We start from the raw sequence: 16448 nt of genomic DNA on the forward strand, positions 1-16448 counted from the left end.
TATTGTAACAGCTAAGATGTTAGATAATATTTTGCTTAAAAACATTACTTATTGGTTATCCAGTTAAATATGAAAATGTAATGCTTGTTTCAGCATTAAATAATTTAACAGTGGATCCATCTTTTATGGAATGGCAGTGTTGGAAGTACTTAGGTATTATCAATAAGAACCCAATTTAAAATTCTCTTGGATGCAAGAGAATTTTTTTATTAGGAATAGTAAGGGGGAGGGAAGGTGCATTACATATGGGAAAAGGTAGAAGTAATAATGCTGGTAAAAATCAACCAAATTTTGATGATTCATCTAATTTTGCTAAACAAAGCCAGCCGACAGAAAAGAAGAAGAAATAAGAACAGGAGCTCTCTTGATAAAGGAAGCTCCTGTTAAAAGTATCCAGAACAACATATCGATGAATTAACCCAATAGTCTTAAAAACAAGGTTTCAATTTTTAAGAATGGCATTTAATTTAATATTATTTTCCCGCTTTTTTATACTAATTGACGCGTTAAATTCATTTGAAATGCTCCCTTAATGACGTTGGGCGTGACCTCAATTAAAATTTTTTAAATCTAATGGGACTAACCATTAAGAGAGCCAGAATTAATGTAATCCATGCATTGCTATATGAAAACAATCCCATAACAGTCAATGATAATCCTGCAGCTGGAATAGGTAATCCCTTAAAATATCCAATAGTTGGTTTAATACTAAATTTAGCTAATCTTAAAGCACCCATTGTTGGGAAAAGGATAAATGCCAAAGAAGTTAAAATAGAAGGTGTTGCTATCGTATGAAATAAAAGCGCAGGAGCAACGCCGAAACTAACAATATCAGCTAAGGAATCCAATTCTACGCCAAACTCACTGTTCACTTTTAATTTTCTCGCAATTCTTCCATCAAGAAAATCTAAAACAGCTGAAAAGAAAATGAAAATGGAGGCTACTCCCAAATATTCACTCATATTCAAGGTGATTGAGAAAACACCGCACAATAAATTTCCAATCGTAAATAAATTGGGTATAACTTTTACAAGCTGATTAAACAAGTTTGCAAACGAACTGGTTAACACACATACGAAATAGATATAAAATATCGCAAAAAAAAACAGAATTAATCAAATAGAAAAGACACGTAAATTATTAAAGGCTTAATGGATAGTGGAACCATGCAGAGTAGATTGGGGGCATACTAGCTATTCAAGTTTCTCCTATTCAATAATGAGATAATAAAATTTCACGTACCTTATGTGAAAATAAAGAAGAAATTTAAGCAATAGGGGATTTTAATAAAGAATGACCTTTGAATTATTTAATGTTAATATATAAAAATTATATTGATATAAATATATTTACTAGTTAAAAATGTAGATTAAATTTGATGTGGTTAAAGGTGAAAATTTCGATTTTACTTTACTTGAAACAAAATTGCTGAAAACTTTTAAAGAAGTGGATAATGTAGCAATAGTCGAAAAGGTCGAAGATAAACTTTTTGAAAGAGATGATGTGCGAACCCATTTAGCGGAGATTACTATCAATGTTACAGGAAAGAATATTGGATATAGATCAGTTTCAGCTAGTATATTTTTTGTTCTAGACAGTCTATCAATAAAGCTATTCAATATTAATATTAGTGTACATTAAGTATCCAAAATGGATGTTTTTAATTTGTTAAAAGTTAAAAAGAAATTCCGCATTGAACCAGTGAACATTCTAATTAGACAAGCATATGATGAATTCATGGGACGAATTATCATATGAGATGAAACTTTGGAGCACCATATTTATTTGTTGAAGGGTACCCTTTTTTTGCACTTTTTAATAAGGACAGGCATATATTAGAGAATGGGGTAGCCCCACTTCATATATTTGAGCACCTGGAATCGTCAGGTGCTCTTTATTTTTTGGAAAAATGAATATTTATATTAAATGATTATATAAATAGATAAAATATAGTTATTTGATTCAGATTTAAACCAAGGGGTACAAATTCGCTGTGTCGTGAAAAGGATTTGTTTAAACAATGGAAGGCAGATTTACAAGCTGTTGTAGAAGAGAAGAGGGTGAAGAAAAAAGCTAAGAAAAAGAATATGAAGTATAGCATTCCTGGTAATACAGCTGACTTCATGAATGGAAAAGATACTTTTCGTAAAGAGAATGGATGGGTATTGAAGCAAAGTAATTAATAATTTGAGGATAAATGATTTTGATTAAGTGTATAGGAATTATAGTAGGCGCTGCCTTGATTTTGGCGACGTCTTATTTGTTGTTAAGGAAAGATAACAAAACAAATAAATACAAGGTAAAAGGATATTAACGAAAAAGCCAAATTAGTAGGAAGTAAATTTAAAAAGTCCTGTCTTTTGACAGGACTTTCAAAAAGGGAACAACAGTTAACAATTGAAGGTACCTTTATATTACCATTACTGGTAATATAATTCCATGTGTTATGTGTTGAGAAATAATCTTCTATAAGATGAAAAAAAGTAACCAATGAAGTTAAGTAACGAATTGATGTAAAAATGACATTTGGACCTGTAAGTAATGGATATGAAACATATAGTTATAGTCAAGAAAATGAACAGTTCATAAGCTAGAAATTTTAGCTTGCATATAGTATATGTTGTAAAGAAAGGGTGGGGATGAAGCATGGAACGACCGAACTGGGGCATCGGGGGATAGTATTCGTGGGCTGTACGTTTCTTGGCGCGGGAGTGGGATCTATGTTTGGGGGCGCCAAAACTGGGTGGATGATAGGGATGGGCGCTGGGTTTCTTGGTATGGCTTTGACGAGATGGATTGGGAAATAATATAACAGGTTCACTTTCTTCGATAAATAAAGCGATAGGCACATAAGAATGTACTTACATAGGATTTCAAAAAGAGACACCAAAGGGCGTCTCTGCATACTTACATTTCCACTTTAATTATTACAATACCCTTTTAACATACCTTTAGAAAAACGATTTGGATATAAAGCAATAAGCATCCCGTAGGGGCTTCCTTTCCAATAGCGTTGTAAGGGTGTCCGTAATTTTTGTTTTATGAGCCATCGTTGATTAAATACGTTTAATAGCTGTTTTTCATCCAGTTTTTCTTTCTCTTCAATGGTCCATCTTAATGCTTCTAGTGCTTTACATTTGGACCAAAAGCCAACTGGTGTAACTTTAAATTCCCATTCTTTAAAGCGACCTGGATATAATTCGTTTATCATTTTAAATGGACTATTTCCCCACATTAATTGACATGGAGACGCTAATCTGTGAGTCTTTAGCCACTTTATACTGTAAACATCCAGTATTTGTTCGGGCGTTAATTTTTCTTTTTCTTCAATGGTCCATTTCAATGCTTCTAATGCTTTTTCTTTTGTCCAGAAGTTATTGGGCGTCATGAGAAATTCCCATTCTTTAAAACGACTAGGGTACAAATCGTTAATCATTGCAAACGGACTACTATTCCAGTACATAGCCAGAGGGGCACTAAGTTTGTTTTTCTCCAACCATTTTTTGCCGTATACGCGTAAGAGCTTTTCGTTCGATAAACCTTTTTTTTCTTCAATCATCCATCTCAAAATCGTTAATGCCTTTTCTTTCGTCCAAAAATTTAAAGGAGTCATACCAAACTCCCATTCTTTAAACTCACTTGGGTATAAATCATTTATTGCTTTAAAAGGGCTATTTTCGTATCTATGTTTGAGTAATCCTCGTAATTTATACTTTACAAGTAATTGAGTGTTCCATTTTTTTCTGATGTCTTCCTTATCCCATTTTAAGATACTGTGTAATAAATATGTGATTACTCTGCGGGCGAGTTTATTATCCAAATCTTCTTTCCAAGTATTTGGAGGGAATCGTTTCCTTTTGCCATCCAATATTTCTTGATAAATTTCTTCTATCGTAACTGCTTTTATTGCCAATATATAAATCCTCCTATATTTGTATTTATATTTGTACAATATCACTATCAGAATTATTATATATATATTATATAATTTACATAAAATTATCATCGAAAACAACACATAAATTAGTTTTTTCTTAAAAATCTAATTATTACACAAATAAAAATTTATTTAAATTTTCTATTTTTTGGTATATACTTAACAATGAATTATTATATTTATATATTAGGAGTGTATTTGTATGGAGAAGCTTAACAAAAGCGATATCATTCGCACCGTTCCACAAAATGGTTTCTTTGGACATCCAAAAGGGCTATTTACCCTATTCTTTACAGAATTTTGGGAGCGATTTTCTTACTATGGAATGAGAGCAATATTACTTTACTATATGTACTATTCCATTTCTAAAGGTGGCTTAGGGATGGATCACGCCACAGCTGCATCCATTATGGCTATCTATGGTTCGTTAGTTTACATGTCTGGCATTATTGGTGGGTGGATTGCTGACCGCCTATTAGGTTCAAGTAGAACAATATTTTGGGGTGGCGTTTTAATAATGATTGGTCATCTCATCTTAGCTCTACCAGGAACGGTTAGTACATTATTTATCTCAATGGTATTTTTAGTACTTGGAACAGGGTTATTAAAACCGAATGTATCTAGTATTGTTGGTGATTTATATAGTGAAACAGATACTCGTCGTGATTCAGGTTTCAGTATTTTCTATATGGGTATTAATTTAGGAGCACTATTATCTCCGTTTGTGATTGGAACACTCGGTCAAAAGTATAACTTCCACTTAGGTTTTGGTGTGGCAGCAATTGGTATGCTATTTGGATTAATTCTGTATGTTCTTACGAAAAAGAAAAATCTAGGATTAGCAGGAGCGCAAGTACCAAATCCTTTAACAGACAAGGAAAGAAAAAAGGTCCTTATACAGTTTAGCATTGGTATTATCGCAATTGCACTAGTTTGTGTGTTAACAATTCCAACAGGTATTTTAACGATTGATCGATTTACTTTACTTGTAAGTATCTTAGGTATTCTAATTCCAACAGGCTATTTTGTCTTTATGTACCGTAGTCCAAAGACGACAAAAGTTGAAAAATCTCGCTTAATTGCTTACATACCACTATTTATCGCTGCTACAATGTTTTGGGCGATTCAAGAGCAGGGAGCAATCATCTTAGCTAGTTATGCTGATCAACGTACGCAGTTAAACTTTGCAGGATTGGAGGTTCAATCTTCATGGTTCCAATCTTTAAACCCTATTTATATTGTTTTACTAGCACCAGTATTTGCTTGGCTTTGGGTAAAGCTGAATTCACGCCAACCAAGTACAGCAAATAAATTTGCTATCGGTTTATTATTTGCTGGTTTATCATTCTTAGTGATGATTATTCCTGCATATATCCATGGTACCGAATCTCTTGTTAGCCCAATTTGGTTAGTCATTAGTTTCCTTCTAGTCGTAATCGGGGAACTTTGTTTATCACCTGTAGGTTTATCTATTACTACAAAACTAGCTCCAGCAGCGTTCTCTGCTCAAACAATGAGTCTATGGTTCTTAACCAGTGCATCTGCACAAGCTATCAATGCGCAGCTTGTTCGATTATATAATCCTGAAACAGAGATTATTTATTTTGGCGCAATTGGCGGTTTATCAATTGTTTTCAGTGTTATTTTATATTTTATGGCTCCAAAGATTCAGGTACTTATGAAAGGGATCAAATAATAGAGCTGTGCCAAAAACTTATTACCATACAAGTTTTTGTGCACAGTTTTTTTTAGTGCTTTATCTTATGTGAAATAATACTAGTTCCATTTTCAACTTTACTATTTTTAGATTGTTGTAGCGTTATGATAGCTTCCCTTAAACAAAGCAATGAAAAAGCAAAAAATACAGAGCTGGAAGAAGAAAATGACAAACGTTTTGGATATTTTAGTAACGAACAATTATAAGGAGTACCTCAATTTCGTGGAAATCCGTCATGCTATCATGTTTTATTATTAATAAAAAAACACAAATCTTTTGTAAGTGAACCTATTAGTATTAATTTCTAGATTCATATACTTTTATAATAATACATGAACTGAATTTTATTTAATCTTATTTATTTTAAAGGGAATTTCTTTTATTTTCCTGACAGCAGCTGAAAAGAAATTATGTACATTCGCAAACTGGTCCTATTGAGTTTTTCCTTCTTCGTACATTTAAATGGCATTCCTGCCTTGTACTAAAACTCTATCATCCTTTTTATATTTAATCATCTCGCTGTCTACCTTCAGTGTTCCATCCAGTAAACCATATTCAAATGGTAAACCGTTCAAAAAGCATGATCCATTGTATTCATAATTCTTATGCTCTTCTTGATATACATATTCTGCACGATCAGGTACAGAAAATCCCCATCTAATTCAATGATCTCCTTTAAATAAGGAAATATAGAAGTTGAGATTTTTTGGATAAATTATTAGTTCTAGGGGATTTTTTCAAAAAGCATAAGGAGTGGGATTTTCTACAACCGTAATACATGTCTTCATATTGTTAAAACATTTGAAATTTTTCTTAAGGATGAGAAAACTTCATATCTTATTTATATAATTTATGTTACGGTAAAATATGTTAATTAATTACAATAATTCCTAAGGGGAGCATACATAATGAAAGCAAAGAAACTAGTCACATTAGCAGTACCATTTATGTTGTTAATAGGTTGTGGAACTGATAAAACAGAAGCAAAGCCGAAAGAAAAAGTTGAATCTAAAGTAGAGACTAAGGAGAAGTTAACTAAAGAGAAGTATCCAGCTCATATGTCAGAGTTATCATCTGAGTTAATGAAGCAGGTTATAAAGATAACTGAGGTAGCTGTAAACACTTCTAAAGATATTAAGGCAATTCAGAAAGAGTTTCTAAAAGAAGAAGCTGAGTTACAGAAGGTTATTGTTAAATTTGACAAGGTAGAACCACCCAAAGAGTATCAAGATACTCACAAAGACCTTGTAAAAGCAGTAGATTGTTACAGTAAAGCATACAAGCTACAAGCTGAGATAATCAAGTCAGATTCAAAAGATTTAGTTAAGTATGAAGAGAAGTCGAAAGAGTTTAAAGAGTTAATCAGACAAGGTACTGAACTCTGGAAGACTGGTTCTGAGCCAATTCAAGGTGCTATAAAAGATAAAGTTAACCCTTTTCCAAACAAATCTAATAGTTCTACAACTTCTCAGTCTAATGATTCCATACAAATAGCATCAGACGGTAAAGAGTTATTCGGAGAATGGGGTAATTACAGGGAATCTGTATTCCACACAGGATTAAACTTGAGAGAAGATGGTACATACACGATGTACGATGATTCAGGAAAGACTTCTTACGAAGACAATCATATGACAGGAACATGGCACTACAATGGAAGTAGCAGTAGACTACAGAGTTGAAGAATTTAAGAATGGTTATCTAAAGATTGTAGACACGAAAAAAGGTAATACAGTAACAGCAGAGAGACGCAAATAGTCATGATATTAACAGGTTACTCGTTAATAGGTAACCTGTTTTCCGCATCAATAAACTATCATTCAAGGAGTAGGAGAAATGAAGATTAAGAAACTAATAGGTTTTACTGTACCGATCCTATTATTGTTTGGTGCTTGTTCCTTTGATAAAGTAAACATCAAGTCAGAAAGCAAACCACTAGAAGAAAGTAAGGCAGAATCAAAAAGTAAGATAGATAAAGTTAAACCTGTAGATGTAGGTAACTATTCAATAGAAGAATATATTAATACTCTTTCAGACATAGCTTTAGAGATGGAAGACAAGGTAACTGAGATGGATAATTTACTTATAGGTGAAGACCTTCCATTACATAGCAAGTATAAGTATTTAAAATTAGCAGAAGAATCAATAGACTTGTCAGTACAAGCTAGAGAGTTAAAAGTACCAAAAGAGTTCGCAGAGGTGCATAAAGATATTGATAGAGCTATGCAGATGTACAGTACTGGTTTTCAATATCAAATAGACTATGTAAAGAAACCAGACCCTAAAAATTCAAATAAAGCTATAGAGGTTATAACAGAAGCAGGTAACTTATGGGTAGAAACATCTGAGAGACTAGGTAAAGAATATAGTAAAGTAGTATTACAATAAATTGGTTTTCAAGAAAGAATCTAAATAACCGCAAATAAAAGGGATGAGTCATATAATGTGAGTTGATAAGAGGTTTTTGAACAAACATTATTTGAAAACAACATTTAAAAGGAGTAAAAAATGAATACAATCAATAAAATCTTAAGCGATTTTGCTGCAATAAATGCAGACGAATATGTAAGTAATTATTATGGGCTTAGTATTATGTCAGAAAATAAAAAGGATAATATTTTTGAACTTGCCAAAAAGGCGACACACGCTACTAGTAATGACACATTAGAACTCATACAATTGAAAGAATGGAAAAAAGAATTCCTAATTTGCCAATATACCAATGGGGAGTCTTATTGGTTTGGAAAAATACCACACGGATATGATTTAAATGGATCGACTTCGAAGGAATATGTAATAGAGCAGTTATTAAATGTATTCAAACAAGAACCAGAAGAAGTTTATTGGATTAACTTAGATCCAGGAGGTTATTATGCATGCTGTTATGAAGAATATTTGTTTAAGACAAACAAAGGGATTTATTTTTTTAATATGCAAGTACACGATTAAATAATCAGGATTTGAAATATAGTTTTATTAATAAAAAAGATTGATAATAAAATGATCTAATAATAAAGAAAAAATAAATTGTTCTAGAAGACTAGTAGTCGAACCTAAAAAAAGACGCCATAAGGCGCCCCCAACTTGGGTTAATGAGGTTTTAGTTTTCCAATCTAAAGAAATATTGTATCAGCTCACAAAGAGAGTATATCATAACATCCAAGAGAAATAATATGCATTCTTACATATCGAAATAAATCTCGTATTCTTGCACTGATGGACCAGAGATAGCAAGATGTGAAGCCAATAAGAGCTGTGAAAATATCAAGTCTAGGATGTACTTACTTGCAAACAAACACAAAAGATAATAAATACATTACGTGTAGAAATTAGATTATGACTCCTGCTAGCGAGTACATCACATTGGAACGTACGTTTGTTTTTATCTCTCGCAACAAGCATAGTATTATTTTTTTATATAAATGGAAGTGCAGCTGCTAGTTATGCAGTATGATGAGCAAAGGGACGAAATCCTAGATTTGGCAATTACAGCATTGGAATGACGGGGAAGATTGCACGAATTTCGTTTCATAAGCTGTTAATGCGAATAGAAATCGTGTAGTACTTAAAACCTCTCATACTTGGACTGTAGTTGAAAACTTCTACACTTACTGGTCTTCTAGAGTACCAACTTATGAGACTTATAGTCTGAAAGCATTAGAAGGGAATGTTGGGGACGTTATTTAATATCGAAGTGATGTAACCGGCCATAAATGGCATAGTTTAATGGTTACAAAAAATCAACAGGCAGTTTCCAAATTAATCAGCATACTTCCGACCGAGAAAATGATGAAATTGGATATATTTTAGAATCTGAACCTTCTTTCAAAAGAGGTGGCATCTTTTTTGCTCTGTTGAAACAATAAAGAGAATAAAAGATATGTCAGTATCACGTTTATGGAATCATTAGTATCACAAAAGCCATCACGCAATGATAATTGCATGATGGCTTTTGTTGTTTTTTTTATTTCTTTGTCGCATTGACCCATGTAGCGATGTCCTGGATGACATACGCTGGAATATTTGAAGGGACTTCGTATTCACTAGGGTGACTTAATTCACCGTCGCCCTCCGTGAAGAGGTGATTCAATTTCGGATATTCTTTAAACTGAACATTACTGCGACTTGAAAGACCTTCTTGCCATCTCGTAAACTCTTCTTTTACTGTTACTTGATAATCACGTGAGCCTTGTAGAATCAGTAATGGCTCTTTTCGTGATTTCGCTTCCTCAACTGGATGCCAACGGGTCACATCATACATGAAATGTGGAGAAAGATAATTATAACCGGCTGGTGGGTGATCTGGATTAAAAGTAGGATCCTCAATATAAGCGAATTGTTTTTTTAGTTCATCAATATACTCCTTTGGTGCCCCAAGGTACTGATACTGATCAAGGAGCATGTCAGTAAAAGGGCGTGCAGGTGGTGCCATTAATATACTTCCTCTTACAAGTGATGAAGGTGCTTTGCTTAGTATACGTGGCATGGTGCCAGCACCTTGGCTATGTCCGAGAATGAAGATGTTATCTGGGTCAATACCTTCCTGCTGTGCTGCTGATTTTGCTGCATAGATGGCATCATCTGTAGTATCTCGGTCTAACGTAGCAGGTTCTGCAGTCATTTTAAAACCGTGTTCTAAGGAACGTTTCTCGTAACGTAACACTGCGATACCGCTTGATGAAAGACCAGCTGCAAGGTCTCTAAAGATTTTAGCTCCCATAAATGTACTGTCACGATCTTGCGGACCAGAACCGTGAACAAGTACAACAATAGGTACTTGTTCGCCAGGTGTATGTTTTGGAACCGTTAATGTTGCTGGTAACGGGTATGTAGCATTTCCAATTACGATTTCACGTTCTTGGTAGGAATCAGGTCGGTCATAGCTAGGGTTTGGGATGGTATAAGATTTCTCTGGCCCAGTCCTTACGCCAATTTCATCAACTTTGCCACCAGGCGTGAATTTAAGGAGTAATGGAATAGTAGTTCCTTTGATAGCTCCTGGAACTTTAACTGTTTGATGGACCAAGTTTCGTTCTTGTATAACAGGTGTTCCCATACTTGTAATCCTACTTCCTCCACTTTGTGTCCACCAATTTTGTAATATGTTTGCCGTAAATTTGGATTGAAAAGCAGCAGACGTCAATTGTAGTGCCTCTGAATATTTATCTTGCTGGAGATATTCAAAAAATAAAGACGTACGCTCCGTTAAAGAGACTGGTTTCTTTTCTGCAGTTTGTACCTCTTGTGTATCTGCATGAATCTTTGTTGTAAGTGAGAAAAAAGAGGCACCTAAAGAAAAGAGTAAGGCAAAAGAAAGTGCTGATTTTTGTAACTTCTTTTTTTTCATCCTGTTTAACCTCCAAAATATAATGGTATAAAATGAGTTTGGTAATTAGTGGAATGTTTCCCTATTGAGGTTTCGGTACATGTAAGAGGGAATCCTGCATACATATCATAAAAATCCTGTTTGAAAGAGTACAGGCGTTAAGCAATGGATTTAAACATAAATCTTTGCTAAATCATAGAAATCGATAGTTTTCCCAACAATGATTCCAATCCCATTATGATGTAAGGGAAGAAAAAAAAAGAGAGGGAGAAATACGATGAAAAAAATTTTGTGGTTCATTTCTACATTGTGCATGATTTTAGCGTTGGTAACGGGGCAGTAGCAAAGATGACAATGGAATTGTGCAGGTAAGATAAGGAAAGGATCCATAACGGGCGCTATTTTCCGAGTTACATAGAAAATACATATTAAACGTGAATTTGAACAAAATGGAAATTTTGATTAAAGGATTCTATATAAATAGGTAGAATCTAATTATTTGGTACACATTTTAAACCAAGGGGTACAAATTGGATGCGACGTGAAAAGGATTTGTTGAAACAATGGAAGGCGGATTTACAAGCTGTTCAAGAAGAGAAGAGGTTGAAGAAGAAAGCTAAGAAAAAAAATAAGAAATATAGCATTCCGGGTAATACAGCTGACTTTATGGATGGCAAGAATACTTATCGTAAAGAAAATGGGGTATGGAAGCAAAGAAATAAATAATATGTGGATAAATAATTATCAAAACAAGCGAATACAAAATTAAGATGCGCTAACGAGAATGGATAGGCCTTGCTAAACAACTTGCGTATATAAGGGAAAGCCTAAAATGGAGCACGTTTTTGAGCTGCCTGTTAATGATGAAGAAAATAGATATAAAGTTAAGTAGGTATGTGAAGTTAATGGTGTAAATCGTAAAGTTCTTTATAAGAAGGAAAAAGAAAAATGGGTTATGTAGAAATTAAAGTAGAAAATCCACCGCTATTTTATATTTAAAAAATGTTTTCTCATATTATATATTCTTTTATGTTAATATCAGATAAAAAAGGATGTATTAATTTTGGGTATATACTTAATAGGTTTAGGGATATTTCTCATTTGCTTGACCTTCATTTATGAAATTAGGGAAGTAGAAAGTGGAAGTTTAAAAGAAAAGGTTGGGTTAACTTTCGAACATCTTGTCGACCTTATTTCCTTAGAATTTAATTTTCCACAACTTTTCATATTATTAGGAGTAGGCTGCATCGTGTATGGTCTTGTTATTATGTAGAAAAAAAGAGACTGAAAAGCATCTAGATAAGATGCTTTTTTGCTTTACAAAAAAAACTGCAGATATGCAGTTTATCCTGATAATTCCTTAATTAAGTAAGTCCCGAAAAAATAATGTAAATACTAGAAATGAGTTCAAAAATTTTTGTTGATTCATGCCGCTCTATAATCTTTGTTTTTAAGCTTCTTTCTAATATCAATAAATCCTATAATCATTATTGTCATGCATATTAACTTGAGCCAACGAACCTCGTGGTGGAACATTAGACCAGAGAAGAATTCATAAGTGTATAATAAACCGATAATTGGGAAGAGCCAAGTCATAAATTTTAAATCTTTTAGATGAAACTTATAATTATTAATCTTTTTCCACATATGTATCAACTCCTATTTTCCAGATATTCTGTAGTTTTTTTTAATAATATCTCGCATGTTTAGGATAAAGAATAGAAGGAAAATTAAGGATATGATGCCGTTAATCCAGTAGTATGTATGTCCTGTTGTGAAACCAGTATAGAAAGAAAGGGAATTCCAAACTAAAAGAATTGTTGAACAAATAGTAGAAATCAATAATGAACCAAAACTTCTCATGGTTGTCACCTCGATTCAAAATGATAGTGGGTATTTATAATTATAACATTTGAATAAAAAGATGTAAAAGGGAAGGATGTAATTAAATAATATAAAGTAATTACTGTGAGGCGGGGAAGATGGATAGGTAGCAAATTCACTGATTTTTTATTTTAAATAGAAAAAGGAATCTTTCAAGATTCCTTTTTCTAATTCCGATATATCTTAATCGCATATAAGTAAAGACATGAAATATTATATAACAATAAAAAAATATGAACAATAGTATTTTAGTTAACAAAAGGAGAAGTTATACAAAATATTTCCTAATAGTGCATAGATTAGTGGGCAATACGTAAAAAATTCTATAAGTCAACATCTTAGGAGAATACAACATTGCATCAGAAGAACCCACATTACTTATGCTTTGTCATAATCCTAAGACATTAGGTAAGTCAGTATTGATTAGAGAAAATGTAATCTTGCGTGTAATTCATTGAATTAGATATTTACTTTGTTAATTAATTGGTTTTATTATTATAATTATAACTGCATTTGGATAATAAAACCAGACTTGTAGTATATTGTATTATATATTAAAATTTATATATTCTTGTTAAACATTTTGAGGTTGGGTGGCGATATCAATGGAAAGAATTAGACGTATGACATATTTTTCAATTTTAGTGTTTGTTTTTACATTGTTTTTACCAAAAAATTTAGCATTCGCAGAAGAAATGGATAAGGTTTGGGATCCAGAGAAAGGGACTATATCTGGTTATATCTGGTTTGATGAAAATGGGGATGGCTGGATTGATCCTGAAGAACAAACAATAGCACCAGAAATGGGGGAAATAAAGTTATATTTAATTAATGAAAATGAAGAAATAGTAGAAGAAAAAATAGTTTCTAGATTACAAGATGGCCAAGCTCATTACTATTTTGAGACAGAAGAAGGAAAATATAAAGTACGAGCGGAGTTTACTGAAAAGGAACGATATAAGCTTACTAGAGAAGGAAGGGATTCATTTTTCAATTCGACAACAAAAGAAACAAGATATTATCAAATTATAAAGTCAAATAATATAGATAGTATACAGTTAGGGTATGTAAAAGCAAGCTAGTTAAGAAGAGCTAGAAATTGCGCCTCTCATTTCTCGATTTTAAACTAGACATGGGAGGTGCTTATTTTATATAAGATAATAAGATAATATTATAGAACCAACTTATAATATTAGATTTAATTTGAACGTATCTTAATATTGAACAATAACATGGTCACTGGCACGAATTTAGCTTTGCCTTTAATTAATAAAGTCACTATTTTATTCGTCTTTGTTTTGAGAACTCAGGAGTTTTAGTATGCTCATTTTTCGACTTAACTTTCTTATAATCTTTATTCCCACGAAATTTATTGCTTTGTACAGTGTACTTCATTTAGAATTATGTGTACTATTTACTGCTAAAACAAAAGATGGTCTTAAATAAACATAAATAGGGTAAAAGAAGAATTGAAAAAATTTTAAACTCACAACTTCGCACGAAATACCAATTTTACGAACAATAAAGAGTATAAATAAAAATCTAATACAGTATTTAGGGATTTCAAGTTCGATAGCATGAATCTCCGTATATTCGTAAGTACCTATATAATTCATGCTTTATATAGAAATCATTAAATACTGAACTATTCATTAAAAATTTTTATAGTAAATTACCTTTTAATATATAGGATTTTTTCTTATGTTGATCTAATTACCCCCTCATAATCATGATTAAATTAGCCAATTCATGCTAGATAACGAATTTTAAACTGTTTTTATATATTGATTTTTCGTATGAATTTACATATAAAAATTGTTTTATTTTACGTACATTTATATGTAGTTTTACACTGATTTATATGGTCTTATGCAAATTTATCACTTAGTTAGCTATAATTTTCATTTGACTAACTGCACTATACCATTCAATTTTGAGTATATTTTTGTATTTAATAATATAATTATGTAAATAAGTTTGTGTAAAAATTGAATTTAACGCGAACTTGTGTTCGATTCCGTTTTCTGTTATATTATATATGAGGTGATTTTTATGGACTACAGCAAGCAACGTCAAAAATCCGTACATCGTAAAAAATTATACGAAAATCTAAACGAAATGCCCTTTTACATAGAAGAATTTGTGGAGTACAAAGAATTGCATGACGCCTCTCCCTCCACCCTACTGAATTATGTATATGATTTTAGAGTCTTCTTTAATTGGCTATTATCTGAACAAGTTATTGAATTAAAACCCATTAAAGACATATCCTTCGCTGATTTGGAGAATTTAAAGAAAAAAGATGTTGAGAACTTTATGAGATTTCTAAAACTACAACAGAACATGCAGAATTCTTCTGTTAACAGGAAAATTTCAGCCTTAAAATCCTTATTTAAATACCTTACCTCCCTATCAGAGAATGAAGATGGAGAATGTTATTTTTATAGAAATGTAATGGCTAAAATCGAAATACATAAAGATAAAGAAACATTAAATGCTCGTGCAAAACGTATGAGATCTAAAATATTTCATAATAATGATGATCAAGAGTTTTTAAATTACGTTAAGTATGAGCACGAAAAATCTTTAACAAAACATCAGTTGTTCTATTTCCTAAGAGATAAAAATCGCGACGTAGCAATCCTCTCGCTTTTTCTTGGCAGTGGCATTCGTGTAAGTGAATTGGCGGATCTTCGTATGGAAGATATAAACTTAAAAGAAAGACTCATTGATGTAATACGAAAAGGAAACAAAGAAGATTCTGTATGGATTACCCCAATTGCATTAAATGATCTTGAAAAATATATTGAAATTCGAGATAACAAATACGCTCCAGGGAAAGAATTGAAAAATGTGTTTCTATCAAAATATAAACATACTGCACAGCCTCTTTCAGTTAGGGCTATCCAAGATATAGTAGAAAAATATACTAAAGCTTATGGAAAAAGAATGTCTCCTCATAAATTAAGACATACATTGGCAAATAAATTATATATGGAAGAGAAAGACTCATTACAAGTCATGCAGCAACTTGGACATACGAGTCAAGATACAGCTTTGCTATATACACAACTTGGGGAAACAACTATTAAAGATAGTTTAGGCAGAATAGGAAAGAATAAGGAATAAAAGTTCAGCAATTTTGCATTGTTGAACTTTTATTTTTTTACATACTTAAGTTAAGCTTTAAAAGCTATTTATTATTCGTTTTAAATTTGATTTTATTATGTAAAAAATATATAATTTGAATCCTTCTATAATTGGTATATAAAGACTCTCTCTTGTGGATTTATAAATGAAAATTTTAGATTACTACAATTGTTGGTTACTTTAAACTCATTTTTAACGAATAATTTTGGATATACTGAAATAAAAATAATTATTTCAAATTATTTTTATTTTTAATGGTAGTGAAGGAAGAGGACTATCGTTAAAAGCATCCCAAAACCAAAAGTCATAATTGCTTAACTCCTTAAACAATTCTCCATGGTTTATCATAATCCCCATTGTAGGTATGTGATATATGCTAATCACTATGGTTTTGAAATTTTCTGTTTTTAAATAGATTAATATTTAAATGTATT

Annotated in this window: 14 protein-coding genes and 1 pseudogene; 10 read left to right on the plus strand and 5 right to left on the minus strand. The window is 32.0% G+C overall.

Annotation, left to right across the window (positions count from 1 at the left end):
• Window positions 1-554 precede the first annotated feature (554 nt).
• A complete protein-coding gene (gene pssA, locus NST86_RS29340; RefSeq protein ID WP_065845733.1) occupies window positions 555-1046 on the minus strand; it encodes a CDP-diacylglycerol--serine O-phosphatidyltransferase in 492 nt (163 codons plus the stop codon).
• Window positions 1047-1368: 322 nt separating this feature from the next.
• Between pssA and NST86_RS29345 the strand changes: the two genes are divergently transcribed.
• From NST86_RS29345 to NST86_RS29355, 3 genes are all read left to right on the plus strand, one after another.
• A complete protein-coding gene (locus NST86_RS29345) occupies window positions 1369-1641 on the plus strand; it encodes a hypothetical protein (RefSeq protein WP_227593391.1) in 273 nt (90 codons plus the stop codon).
• Window positions 1642-1991: 350 nt separating this feature from the next.
• Window positions 1992-2183, plus strand: a complete 192-nt coding sequence (locus NST86_RS29350) for a hypothetical protein (protein ID WP_061664234.1) — start codon at window positions 1992-1994, stop codon at window positions 2181-2183.
• A gap of 501 nt (window positions 2184-2684) precedes the next feature.
• Window positions 2685-2807, plus strand: a complete 123-nt coding sequence (locus tag NST86_RS29355) for a hypothetical protein (RefSeq protein ID WP_002063117.1) — start codon at window positions 2685-2687, stop codon at window positions 2805-2807.
• Between the two features lie 113 nt (window positions 2808-2920).
• Here NST86_RS29355 and NST86_RS29360 read toward each other — a convergent pair whose 3' ends face one another.
• Entirely contained in the window at window positions 2921-4006 is a 1086-nt protein-coding gene (locus NST86_RS29360) for a DUF4046 domain-containing protein (protein WP_391486229.1), read from the minus strand.
• A gap of 133 nt (window positions 4007-4139) precedes the next feature.
• Here NST86_RS29360 and NST86_RS29365 point away from each other — a divergent pair, with 133 nt between their 5' ends.
• The 4 genes and pseudogenes from NST86_RS29365 to NST86_RS29380 all read left to right on the plus strand — a co-directional run bounded on the left by NST86_RS29365 (window position 4140) and on the right by NST86_RS29380 (window position 8603).
• The gene (locus NST86_RS29365) at window positions 4140-5633 is read left to right on the plus strand and encodes a peptide MFS transporter (protein ID WP_000413413.1); all 1494 of its coding nucleotides are present in this window, start codon (window positions 4140-4142) and stop codon (window positions 5631-5633) included.
• Between the two features lie 929 nt (window positions 5634-6562).
• Window positions 6563-7412: pseudogene (locus NST86_RS29370) on the plus strand (DUF7018 domain-containing (lipo)protein).
• A gap of 78 nt (window positions 7413-7490) precedes the next feature.
• Window positions 7491-8042: a hypothetical protein gene (locus tag NST86_RS29375; protein ID WP_016078415.1), complete on the plus strand. Its 552-nt coding sequence runs from the start codon at window positions 7491-7493 to the stop codon at window positions 8040-8042.
• A 120-nt stretch (window positions 8043-8162) separates the two neighbouring features.
• The gene (locus NST86_RS29380; protein WP_016078416.1) at window positions 8163-8603 is read left to right on the plus strand and encodes a hypothetical protein; all 441 of its coding nucleotides are present in this window, start codon (window positions 8163-8165) and stop codon (window positions 8601-8603) included.
• Between the two features lie 1015 nt (window positions 8604-9618).
• On the opposite strand, the gene NST86_RS29385 is transcribed toward NST86_RS29380, so the two are convergent.
• Complete coding sequence (locus NST86_RS29385; RefSeq protein WP_140159113.1) at window positions 9619-11001, minus strand: alpha/beta hydrolase family protein; 1383 nt, start codon at window positions 10999-11001, stop codon at window positions 9619-9621.
• 513 nt (window positions 11002-11514) lie between these two features.
• On the opposite strand from NST86_RS29385, the gene NST86_RS29390 reads away from it, so the two are divergent.
• On the plus strand, window positions 11515-11706 hold the full coding sequence (locus NST86_RS29390; RefSeq protein ID WP_001250601.1) for a hypothetical protein: 192 nt from the start codon (window positions 11515-11517) through the stop codon (window positions 11704-11706).
• A 699-nt stretch (window positions 11707-12405) separates the two neighbouring features.
• On the opposite strand, the gene NST86_RS29395 is transcribed toward NST86_RS29390, so the two are convergent.
• Entirely contained in the window at window positions 12406-12627 is a 222-nt protein-coding gene (locus NST86_RS29395; RefSeq protein ID WP_000265595.1) for a hypothetical protein, read from the minus strand.
• 12 nt (window positions 12628-12639) lie between these two features.
• Complete coding sequence (locus NST86_RS29400) at window positions 12640-12843, minus strand: hypothetical protein (RefSeq protein ID WP_076775613.1); 204 nt, start codon at window positions 12841-12843, stop codon at window positions 12640-12642.
• Between the two features lie 626 nt (window positions 12844-13469).
• On the opposite strand from NST86_RS29400, the gene NST86_RS29405 reads away from it, so the two are divergent.
• Together NST86_RS29405 and xerS are read left to right on the plus strand one after the other, a co-directional pair.
• Window positions 13470-13946: an SdrD B-like domain-containing protein gene (locus NST86_RS29405; protein ID WP_086424141.1), complete on the plus strand. Its 477-nt coding sequence runs from the start codon at window positions 13470-13472 to the stop codon at window positions 13944-13946.
• Window positions 13947-14916: 970 nt separating this feature from the next.
• Entirely contained in the window at window positions 14917-15993 is a 1077-nt protein-coding gene (gene xerS / locus NST86_RS29410; RefSeq protein WP_086424142.1) for a tyrosine recombinase XerS, read from the plus strand.
• Window positions 15994-16448 lie beyond the last annotated feature (455 nt).

The organism is Bacillus sp. FSL L8-0199, assembly GCF_038005705.1.
Lineage (GTDB): Bacteria > Bacillota > Bacilli > Bacillales > Bacillaceae_G > Bacillus_A > Bacillus_A cereus.